Annotated in this window: 10 protein-coding genes and 1 pseudogene; 6 read left to right on the top strand and 5 right to left on the bottom strand. The window is 62.9% G+C overall.

Going from position 1 to position 10,628, the window contains the following annotated elements; all coding sequences use genetic code 11:
• Positions 1–141 (top strand): annotated as a pseudogene (locus AAF563_24835) (NAD(P)(+) transhydrogenase (Re/Si-specific) subunit alpha).
• A gap of 142 nt (positions 142–283) precedes the next feature.
• On the opposite strand, the gene AAF563_24830 reads toward AAF563_24835, so the two are convergent.
• Positions 284–739, bottom strand: a complete 456-nt coding sequence (locus tag AAF563_24830) for a hypothetical protein (protein MEM7124525.1) — start codon at positions 737–739, stop codon at positions 284–286.
• A 221-nt stretch (positions 740–960) separates the two neighbouring features.
• Here AAF563_24830 and AAF563_24825 point away from each other — a divergent pair, with 221 nt between their 5' ends.
• Positions 961–2,358, top strand: coding sequence for a pyridoxal-dependent decarboxylase (locus AAF563_24825; protein MEM7124524.1), 1,398 nt, complete (start codon positions 961–963; stop codon positions 2,356–2,358).
• Positions 2,359–2,435: 77 nt separating this feature from the next.
• Positions 2,436–2,960 carry a hypothetical protein gene (locus tag AAF563_24820; GenBank protein ID MEM7124523.1) on the top strand — a complete coding sequence of 175 codons (525 nt, stop codon included), beginning with the start codon at positions 2,436–2,438 and terminating at the stop codon, positions 2,958–2,960.
• Between the two features lie 6 nt (positions 2,961–2,966).
• Here AAF563_24820 and AAF563_24815 read toward each other — a convergent pair whose 3' ends face one another.
• The 3 genes from AAF563_24815 to AAF563_24805 all read right to left on the bottom strand — a co-directional run bounded on the left by AAF563_24815 (position 2,967) and on the right by AAF563_24805 (position 6,182).
• Complete coding sequence (locus tag AAF563_24815) at positions 2,967–3,482, bottom strand: hypothetical protein (protein ID MEM7124522.1); 516 nt, start codon at positions 3,480–3,482, stop codon at positions 2,967–2,969.
• A gap of 82 nt (positions 3,483–3,564) precedes the next feature.
• Positions 3,565–5,634: an FAD-dependent oxidoreductase gene (locus tag AAF563_24810; protein ID MEM7124521.1), complete on the bottom strand. Its 2,070-nt coding sequence runs from the start codon at positions 5,632–5,634 to the stop codon at positions 3,565–3,567.
• An 86-nt stretch (positions 5,635–5,720) separates the two neighbouring features.
• Positions 5,721–6,182, bottom strand: coding sequence for an Lrp/AsnC family transcriptional regulator (locus AAF563_24805; protein ID MEM7124520.1), 462 nt, complete (start codon positions 6,180–6,182; stop codon positions 5,721–5,723).
• A 136-nt stretch (positions 6,183–6,318) separates the two neighbouring features.
• Between AAF563_24805 and AAF563_24800 the strand changes: the two genes are divergently transcribed.
• Positions 6,319–7,014: a class I SAM-dependent methyltransferase gene (locus AAF563_24800; protein MEM7124519.1), complete on the top strand. Its 696-nt coding sequence runs from the start codon at positions 6,319–6,321 to the stop codon at positions 7,012–7,014.
• Here the strand turns inward: AAF563_24800 and AAF563_24795 are convergent.
• Positions 7,011–8,252, bottom strand: coding sequence for a hypothetical protein (locus AAF563_24795; protein MEM7124518.1), 1,242 nt, complete (start codon positions 8,250–8,252; stop codon positions 7,011–7,013). The genes AAF563_24800 and AAF563_24795 overlap by 4 nt on opposite strands.
• Before the next feature lie 321 nt (positions 8,253–8,573).
• Between AAF563_24795 and AAF563_24790 the strand changes: the two genes are divergently transcribed.
• Both AAF563_24790 and AAF563_24785 read left to right on the top strand, forming a co-directional pair.
• Positions 8,574–9,755 carry an NADH:flavin oxidoreductase/NADH oxidase gene (locus AAF563_24790; protein MEM7124517.1) on the top strand — a complete coding sequence of 394 codons (1,182 nt, stop codon included), beginning with the start codon at positions 8,574–8,576 and terminating at the stop codon, positions 9,753–9,755.
• 119 nt (positions 9,756–9,874) lie between these two features.
• On the top strand, positions 9,875–10,628 hold a 754-nt coding region (locus tag AAF563_24785; GenBank protein MEM7124516.1), incomplete at its 3' end, for a hypothetical protein.

Genomic DNA, 10,628 nt, shown 5'->3' with positions numbered 1-10,628 from the left:
TTGATCGCCCGTACCATCGCCAAACAGGATTTGGTCATCACAACGGCGCTTATTCCTGGTCGCCCTGCGCCCAGGCTGGTCTCAGCCTCAATGCTGCAAACCATGAAGCATGGCTCGGTGCTGGTTGATCTGGCAGCTCAGAGTGTTGGCGAACCACCATATAGGGTACGTCTGCTGTCCATTCACCCCCGATGTAGATAGACACCTGTTGTTTTCTGTGGATAAACGCGGCTCTTGCACGCACCGCGGATAACGACGTCACGCCGCCGCAACCGCCGGCCCGTCACGGCCAAGTGCAGGTCGCGCGGAAGGTATAGACGTCACTCTTGCCGCCCTCGTGGTTGACCCGCGAATAGGTGAGTTCCGGCCCAGTGAAATGAAAGGTCTCGACCAGGCCGATGGGGTAGACCGCGGCCAGGACTACACGCTCCTCACCAATCTCCAGCGCCAACATGTCGGCCGCGCGGTCCGATATCACGCGCAGCGCACTGCCTTCCTCGTACTGCACATCGAAACCCGATGCCGGCTTGCCGGCCACACGCACCAGATGTGTCTCGCCCGGCATGCGACCGAGGTCGCCGCCCGTCTGCACATTGTTCACGCCATCGCCCTGGACTAGGTGGCTGACCCCGACCAACGGTCCGCAAACGGCCAGAACGTCACCATCGGCCGCCTCAGCAGCCCATGCCAGGCAACAACCGCACAACAATCCTGTCAGAACAGCCTTGAGCGGAACCATGATGGCTTTCTCCTTCGCCGCCTCTGGTTGGTGCGTATTCTCGCCCGACAACTGTGTCACCGATTGGGCGAGCCTTTGCGGCGGACACCTGTAACACGATCGAAACAATTTGCCCGGCAGGCCAGAGGTTTCGCCACCCAAGAAGCGCACCATATTGCCCAGCAGCCGGGCTCCACCAGCGATCCCGGCAGTCTGCGCGTGGACGAGATGGGGAACGGTCGATGGTGAGCGACGACAATCTTGAGGAACTGTTCGGGGCGGTTGCGACACGCGCCGCAGCTTATCGGCGATCGTTGCCCGACCAGCCGCAACGACCGGCGAAATCGTACGAAGAGTTGCGCCAAGCCTTCGATGCGCCGCTGCCGGAAGACGGCCTGCCGTGCCTCGCGGTGATCGACGAGCTTGCCGACACGGCCGCGCCCGGCCTGGCCGCCATGACGGGGCCGCGGTTCTTCGGCTGGGTCATCGGTGCGTCCCACCCGGTTGGTGTCGCCGCCGACTGGCTGACCAGCGCCTGGGGGCAGAACACCGGCAGCCATCTGGCCACCCCGTCCTCCGCCGCGATCGAGGAAACCGCCGGACGCTGGTTGCTCGACCTGCTCGACCTGCCGCGCGACTGCTCCGTCGGTTTCGTGACCGGCGCGACCATCGCCAACTTCGTGGCCCTGGCGTCGGCCAGGCGCTTCGTTCTCGAAAAGACGGGCTGGGACGTCGAAGCGCATGGCCTGTTCGGCGCGCCGCCGATTCACGTCCTGATCGGCGATGACGCGCATACCAGTCTGTTTTCCGCGCTCAAGTTCCTGGGCCTTGGCCATGACCGGGTGCGCCGTGTCGCCACCGACCAGGCCGGCCGCATCAAGGCGGATGCGTTCGAAGCCGCGCTCTCCGACATCGATGGACCGCTGATCGCCGTCGCCCAGGCCGGGCAGATCAATACCGGCGCCTTCGACCCGTTCGCCGATTTGGCGGCGATGACCCACAAGAAGGGCGGCTGGCTGCATGTCGATGGCGCCTTCGGACTATGGGCACGGGCCTGCCCGGATCGCGCGCATCTGGGAAGTGGGTTGGACCAGGCGGACTCCTGGGCCGTCGATGGCCACAAATGGCTTCAGACACCCTATGACTGTGGCTTCGCCATCGTGCGCCATCCCGACATCCACGCCCGCGCCATGACCACCGATGCCAGCTACCTGCCACAACTCTCGGAGGGCCAGCGCAATCCCTCCCACTTCGTCCCGGAACTGTCGCGTCGCGCGCGCGGATTCGCGACCTGGGCGATGATCCGTCACCTCGGCCGCGCCGGCATCGCCGATATGGTATCGCGCCACTGCCGCATCGCGCGCGCCATGGCGGCGCGTCTGGCCGACGAGCCGGGTATCGACGTTCTGAACGAGGTTGAACTCAATCAGGTGATCGTGCGGTTTGGCGACAGCGACGAGCTCACGCAAACGGTGATCGACCGGGTCCAGGAAGACGGCACCTGCTTTGTCGGCGGTGCCAGATGGCGCGACCAATGGGTCATGCGCATCTCGGTCATCTCGTGGCCGACCAGTGATGAAGACGGCGACCTCTCGTCCGAGACCATCGCGCGCATTTGGCGTGATGTGAAGACGCCATGATTCTGCCGTAAGCTGCGGCCCTAATGCGCCCGGGTTCCGCCGGGTGCGGGATTGTCACCGTCGAGGGGGTCCTTCACATGACCAGACGTTCCATCGTGCTTTCAGCTGCACTGGCAATCGGCGTAACCGGTACGGCGACGCTGGCTTACGCGACGGCCGTCTTCGACGGGTTTGTCGAGAGCGTGTCGGAGATCTGCTCCGAGCAGCCTTCAACGTCGTGCGCCTTCGCGGTGAAGAACTTCCTGGACGCCGATGGCGATGGTTTCATCGCTTACGACGAGGTGATCGCGGCGCGCGACGACGCGCGCAGCTCGATGAAGTCGCAGGAAAGCAAGCTTGATCCTCAGGCACGCGGCATTGTCGCCGTCGCGCTTCTGGTGACGCAGGACTCCCAACTACCCGGCGTCTTCAACAACTTCGACACCAACGGCGACAGCCGCCTGGACGAAGGCGAGCTGTTCGCCGATTTCACGCTCGATGAGCGGCCGTTCGGTGACGTGATGGCCGACCCCAACGGTGTCAACTGGCAGGCATTCGCCAGCCGCTTCGGTCAGGCCGGCATTCTTATCCTCGGCCTCTTGCCGGCGGAGTATCGGCAATGAAATGCACTAGTCCCGTGGGACCAGCTTGGCGTCCAACATTAGTCCGCTGGGGCCACGCTTCTGCTGCGTAACGATCAGCTGACTTTCATCGACCGGACCCAGGTTCTTTTCGCCCTGCGGCAAGAGCGCAATCGCTACGTTGCCTTGCCACACGATCAGCGCAACCTTGTCGCGCCACGCGGCCTCCGCCCATCGTTTGATCTCGGAATAGTACGGCTCCTTACGCCAGGCATGTAGGCGGCCGGAATCGACGCGGATGGCGTAGTGCCTAAGCTTGCCGTCCTTTGTCAGCACGATCTTCGAACGCGACGGTTTCCAGTGTTTGCCGAGCGAAGGGTCGAGGAGGTAGTGACAATTGAAGGTCCGGCATTCGCCAGGACGCTGTTCATAAATGCGGCAACCGACGCTGGCATCGCAGTGCTTGCACCATTGCCACGGCGCCTTGTCGATCTCAGGGACGCCCATGATCTTGCAGCACATTGTGCAGCCGTCACAGTTGCGTCCTTCGACGAAAGAGACCATTCAGAACTCCCGCGCGCGCACCGGCAGGTTAGCGCAGGCCTTCCTGTAGCAGGACGACATTCGGCACACCAGTGTTGCGATCTCACGCTTCGATGAGGTGCCGCTCGCGGCGGAAAGGCACGCCGTCGGGATCGGGCTCGGTCTCCAGCTCCTGGGCGAAGCGATGCCCCATGTAGACGGCGGTGACGATCGGACCGGCGCCGTAGCAGTCGCCGATACGCCGTATCGTCGCAATGCCCGCGGCAGCGGCGTCATCACCCATTGCCGCCAGGTCGTGCCACAGACCGTCGCGCGGCAGACGCGCCGTCACCAGTACGACACCCGCGCATGCAAGCGTCACCTCGCGACGATTCAGGTCGTCGCTCAGGGTGACAGTAGACGAGCTGATCGCTTCCAGCGTGTGGCGCGTCAGCATCGTGACGCCGCGCTCGGCCATGCGCGCCTCGATCGGTTCCTGTTCCAAGGAATGCTCGGTCCATTGCGCGACCTGCGTCGACGGCGTAGCGACAATGACGTCGCGACCCTCATCGCGCAGCAGATCCGACAACACGCTCGCCATGTAGTAACCGTCGTCGTCAAAGATCAGCACCGGACCATCGGGCGGCCGTTTACCGTCCATCAGATCGTCCGGTGACAGCACATGGGGCTGGTCGAAGCCCTCGACCGGGTCGCGCAGCGTGTAGCCGACGCCATCACGCCGCCACGTGGCTCCGGTGGCGAGCGCCACATGCTGGGCGCCGAGTTCCAGCACATTTGCGGCGTCGAGCTGACTGGCGGGAAACACCTCGACATTGGGCATCTGGTGGATCTGGCCGATCCGGTAATCGCGCACCCGCGCCCAGGCGGCCAGACCCGGCAACCGGCTCTCCCGGCTGACGCGCCCACCGAGCTCATCGGCGGCCTCGGCCAGTGTGACGTGATAACCGCGCCGGCCGGCCGCGCGTGCGGCTTCCAAGCCGGCCGGGCCGCCACCGACAATCAGCACGCGGTCGTCACTATCCTTCGATCGGACGATCTCGGGATGCCAGCCCTTGCGCCACTCCTCGCCAAAGGTCGGGTTCTGGGTGCAGCGCGATGGCGCCGAGACGTTGTTCCAGGCGACGCATATGTTGCAGCCAATGCACTCGCGAATATCCTCCGGCCGCCCCTCCTCGATCTTCCTGGGCAGAAAGGGATCGGCAATCGACGGTCGCGCCGCGCCGATCAGGTCGACAATGCCGCGTTTGATCGCTGAGACCATCGCATCGGGCGATGTATAACGCCCGACCGTGGAGACCGGCTTCGTCGTCATCTGTTTGACGAAGGCGACATACTCTTCCTGATAGCCTTCCGGCGCGAAGCGGGAGGTCTTCGAATCGTTCGCCCAGTCGCTGACATTGACGTCCCAGAGGTCGGGCAGTTCGGCCAGCAATTCGACGGCCTCGCGGCCCTCGTTCTGCCACTCCAACCCGTCGGGACCCATCATTTCGTCGACAGCGAAGCGCACGATGACGCCCATGGTGTCGCCGACCGCTTCCTTGGTTTCCTCGATCAGCTCGCGGAATAGGCGCAGCCGGTTTTCCAGGCTGCCGCCATATTCGTCGGTGCGGTGATTGTGGCGGCGCGCCAGAAAGTGGGTCGGCATGGTGCCGTCATGCCCGGAATAGACGACGACGATGTTGAAGCCGATGTCGCGCGCCCGCTCCGCCGCCTTGCGGTGCCAGCGGCGATAGGCGCGGATATCGTCCTTGTCCATGGCGCGCGCCTGGATCGGGTGGCGCATCCACGAGACCGGGCGGTGATCCGGGCCGATCGGCACCTCGCGGCTGTAAAGATTCCCGGTATCCTGGCCGTTATGGACCAGCTCGATCCCGGCCAGGCTGCCGTGTTCGTGCACCGCCTCGACCATACGGCCCAGATAGGTCTCATCACCGGCATCCCACATGTTGGTTTCGGTGAACGCCTGGGTGTCGCCGGTGACATGGAAGTCGCACTGCTCGGTGGTGACGATGCCCCAACCGCCCTCGGCCTTCATGCCACGCATGCCGATCATGGCGTTCGGGAACATGCGGCCCATGCCGTTGCAGTGGGGGACCTGATAGAACCGATTGGGCGCGGTCACCGGACCGATCCTCAAGGGCTCGAATAGGATATCGTGGCGTGGATCGCGCATGGTCCGGTCATCTCTACGGTGTCAGGTTGAGAGCGCGACGATAGCGCCCTCGCCCGCCGGAGGGAACGCTCAGACGGCGTCGGCCATCAGATCGGCAGCGCCGTCGTGTTCTTGACCTCCGATACGACCAGACTTGATTCGATTTCGCGCACGCCTGGCAGATGCGCCAGATGGTCGCGCAGGAAACGGTCAAAATCGGCGATGGTCCGCACGACGACACGCAAGCGGTAGTCGATCTCGCCCAGCAGCATATGGCATTCGACGACCTCGGGCAGGCGGTGGATCGCAGCCTCGAAGTCATCCGTCGCCTTCAAGCCGCCTTCAGAGAGCTTGATGCGCACGAACACCTCGACATCGAACCCCAGCGCCTCGCGATCGACGATTGCGACCCGCCGACGGATGACGCCAGCCTCCTCCATGCGGCGGATACGCCGCCAACAAGGCGACTGGGAGATGCCGACCTTGTCGGCCAGCTCAGCCGACGACAGGCCGGCGTCCGTCTGCAAAAGGCCCAGGAGCTTTTCGTCGATGGCATCCAGATCGAGCATAAAACAGTCCGAATTTCTCTTGTGGAGCATTGATTATGCTCATTGCTCTCGTTGCCTGTCAAAATCAGAGCCCATTTTGCGGGATCACTGGCGTAGCCTCTCCTACCGATCCGACGACGTTGGGAGGATGAGTCCGATGACGTGCCCCGCCTGGTACTACGACGATCTGCGCCAAGTCGGCGTCGATTTCGAAGACGACGATCAGGTCACGCGCTACGACGAGCGCCAGCAGACAACGGCCGCAGACGACAACCGGTTGCTCGACACGCTAGGGCTCGGTCCCGATCAGGTCTTTGTCGATATCGGCTGCGGCACGGGCATCCTGGTGGTCGAGGCAGCCAGACGCTGCCGGCACGCCCATGGCGTCGACGTCTCCACACGCATGCTGGATCACGCGAAGAAACGCGCGGTCGCCGACGGCATCGACACCATCACCTTCCATCATGCGGGCTTCCTGAGTGTCGAGCTGGACGACGCCAGCGTCGATCTCATCACCACAAAGTATGCGCTGCATCACCTGCCCGATTTCTGGAAAGGCATGGCGCTTGAGCGTCTTCACCGCGCACTCAAGCCGGGTGGCCGCTTCTTCCTACGCGATGTCGTTTTCTCGGCGACGCCGGCTGAGTTCCCGTCCGTCGCGGGCGCGTGGACTGCCTGGATGCAGGCCAACACCGGTTACGCGCCCGAAGAGATCGCCGGCCATATCCGGGACGAACACAGCACCTACGCCTGGATCATGGAGGGCCTGATCCGCACCGCCGGTTTCCGCTTGGTCGAAGCAACGTATTCTGAACGCGCCTACGGCGACTTCATCGCGATCAAGGACGCTTAATCGAACACATTGCCGTGGTGATAGCGTTCGTCCTCGCCGGCCGCCGCGGTCAGATCGGCGACGTTCGATTTGGTGAAGAAACCCTCGAAGCCGAAGCAGCGTTCGACATATTCGGTGATCAGAATCGAATAGGCCGAGTGTTTGGAAAAGATCTGCTTCAGGTTCGGCTCGTCCTTGCACTCGCCGACCACGTGCGCCAGGAACGGGATGCCTTCGTTCTTCAGCGTCTCGACGACGAAGTCGACATTCTTTTCGCCCGATGCGTGGTCGCCGTCGGCCACTTCGTAGGCGACGTGGTGCATGCGTCGGCCGAAGTTGCGGACAAAGTCCTCCGTCGGCATCGGCAGGTTCTCGAACGAATTGACGAAGGACGGCGTGTTGTTGGCGGTGAAAACCTTGGCCGGTGACTTCTTGTCGTCGTCGACATTGGGGTTGCGGTTGACGTTGGTCGAGGAGTTCTGGTCAGCTATGTTGTAGGCGCCCCAGAAGTAATAATTGGACATGGTCAGAAACTCGAGGATGGCGTCCTCGCGTTCGCCAGCCAGGATCCGCGTCGCCATGTGATCGACGCCCAGGATCAGAGCGTCAGCGCCTTTCGCCGCGGCTTTCGCTTCCGCGGACTCAAGGGCTGCGACTTCCTCAGGGCCCAAGAGGATGCGGTCGCCGATATCCGGCGACTCCAGATCATAGGTGTCCGAAGGCGTATAGCCGACGCTGTTGCCGGTCAGCGATGACCGGAACGAGAAATAGAAATGGGGGTTCGAGAAGAACTTGTTCTCGGTCTCGTTGGGATAGTGAAACCGGATGTTATGGGATTCCAAAACGTTGCGGGTTTCGTTCAAGTCCTTCGTCGTGAAGATCTCACCGACGTAGCGCGCGTTCGGTTTCTTGCGCGCCAGCGGATAGAGGTTGTTCAAACGTGTGAGATCGTCGGTGAATTGCGGACTCAGCGGTTCGAGAACGATGAAGCGCGGAAACTCGGGCTTTGACTGCAGGAAGTAGATCTTGTGCGTTTCGTTGAGGAACGCGTTGGTGAACCGGTAGGGCGTCATCATGTAGAGCTCTTGCATGTAGGCAATCGCATCGCCGGTCTCGACCTGGACAACCAGCGCGCACAGATTGCCCAGCAGATCCTCTAACCCGCTCTCCTTGCGCCGCTGATAGATCCTCAGACGGTACTCGTTGAAGAAGTCGGAGTTCTTCTTGTCGCCGAGCGGCTCATAGGTCATCAGGTCCATAGTCTTCTCCCTCGCTGCGTTGCCATTTGCCTAGAGCAGATCGCAGTCTATCTGAATCGCTTGCGGTCCAGATAGACTGGGTGAACCTGCTCAAACTATCTGACCTAGAGCGGATTCACGCGATCACTCAGAGCCGCCGAGCGGGTCTGAGTGATGGCGATCCGCTCTAGCGCCCCATTGTGTCAATGGCAGTCCCGCCATTGTCGTCACCTACCGGAGTGATGCAACCGCCGACTGTTCCCTTGCGAGGCGGTCGCAACAATGGAACAACATGTGCCGGTCAACAAAGAGAACGATGACCAAACAGGAAATCCCACGTTCATGAGCACCCTTTTCGAACCGATCACCTTGCGCGGTGTCACCATCAAGAACCGAATCGCCGTATCACCGATGAGCCAGTACCGCGCCAAGGACGGCTACGCCAATGCTTGGCATATCGTTCATCTCGGCCGATTTGCCTTGGGTGGCGCCGGTCTCGTCTTTGCCGAAGCGACCGCGGTTGAGGAGCGCGGCCTGCGAACGCCAGGCGATCTGGGATTGTGGACGGACGACCACATCGAACCGCTGCTGCCGGTCACCGATTTTCTGGCCCGCGAAGGCGCCGTGCCCGGCATCCAACTGGGCCACGCCGGACGCAAGGCCTCCGAGCGCCGGCCCTGGCACGGCGAAACGCCGGTCACCGACGAGGATATCGCGCTGCGCGGTGAAGCCCCGTGGACGACCATTGCGCCGTCGGCCCTGCCCTATGACGAAGGCTGGCCCGAACCCGCCGCGATGACCGAAGACGACATGGCCGCCGTCATCACGGCCTTCGGCGACGCCGCACGGCGCGCCGCCGACGCCGGCTTTCGCGTTATCGACGTCTATGCGGGACACGGGTTTCTGATTCACCAGTTCCTGTCGCCCCTGGCCAATGTCCGCACCGACCGGTGGGGCGGCGATGCGGCCGGGCGCAGGCGCTTTGCCGTCGAAGTCGCGCGCAGCATCCGCCGCCAGTGGCCCGACGATCTGCCGCTTATCTTTCGGCTGTCGGCGACCGATTGGATCGATGGCGGTATCGAGGCGGAGGACACGGTCGAGACGGCCCGGGCATTGGCCGAGGAAGGTGTCGATATGATCGACTGCACGACCGGCGGCATCGGCGGACGACAGCGCCCGAAGCGCATGAAACTGGAACAGGGTTTTCAGATCCCGTTCGCCGAGCGTGTCCGCGCCGAAACCGGCGTCGCCACCATGGGCGTCGGCTTTTTGTGGGATGCCGATGTGTGTGATGCCGCGATCGCGGAAGGGAAAGTCGACATGATCGCGATCGGCCGCGAACTGCTCGACAACCCCAACTGGCCCCTGCACGCCGCCGCCCAACTCGGTGACGACGAAGACTACGCGCTGTGGCCGCAGGAATCGGGCTGGTGGCTCAACAGACGTAATCGGTTAGTGAAAAAACTTGGACTGCGCGACCAGAGCGGGTCCGCGCGACTAGCTGGAGACGCCGAGTGGCTCTGATTGAGCGCGACCCGCTCTAGCACTGCAGTTTCGTTATGGCGGCGTCTGGGCCGCAATTCAGCCACAGCGCCAACCGCATCATGCGCCGGGCAACGACACGACATCATGGTCCGATCAGCATGAGTGCCATCGCTGGCGACAATTCAGCCGATAGACCACCCAGCCGCTGGCGCACCGCGTTATGGCTGTCGCTCTACCTGCTGGCTGTCGTGCTACTGACTCTGTTGACCCAGATTGGCGGGCTTGTCCTTGTTGGCGCGACAGTCATCGTTCTGGCGCTTCGAACGCCAAGGCGCCATCGCTGGCTCGCGACAACCGCCCTCTTCGTCGCGCTCTATGCCGTCGCCAGTCTAACGCTTGTCCCGGCAATGGCGACGGCATCGGGGCGAGTCGCCCTGCCGTGCGCCCGCGCGCCGGAGGCAAGCGTGAGCGCGCTGTCTTTTCTGACATGCGCCCTCAACCGCCACTACGCGACGCCTACTGTTGCTTCACTCTTGGAGACCATGGCGAATGATCTGGAGCGTTCGCTGCCGAACACGCGGGTTCGGTATCTGGACGCCGGCTTCCCGTTCGGCTGGGGCATGCCTATGCTGCTGCACCTCAGCCACGGCGATGCGCGCAAGGTCGACCTGGCGTTCTTCTACAAGACATTCGATGGTCTCTATGTGCCCGGTCTGGCGCCGTCGCCGATCGGCTATTGGGGATTTGAACAGCCGCGACCGAGCGACAGTCAGCCATGCGTGGACACGGACGGTGTCAGTCTACGCTGGGATATGGCGTGGCTGCAGCCGCTCTGGCCCGACCTGGCGCTCGATGAGCAAAGAAATGCCGCCATGCTCAACTGGCTCACCGGACCCGGCCGAGAGCATGGCG

It is taken from the genome of Pseudomonadota bacterium, from assembly GCA_039028155.1.
Classification (GTDB): domain Bacteria; phylum Pseudomonadota; class Alphaproteobacteria; order SP197; family SP197; genus JANQGO01.
This window is presented reverse-complemented; position numbering and strand designations above follow the sequence as displayed.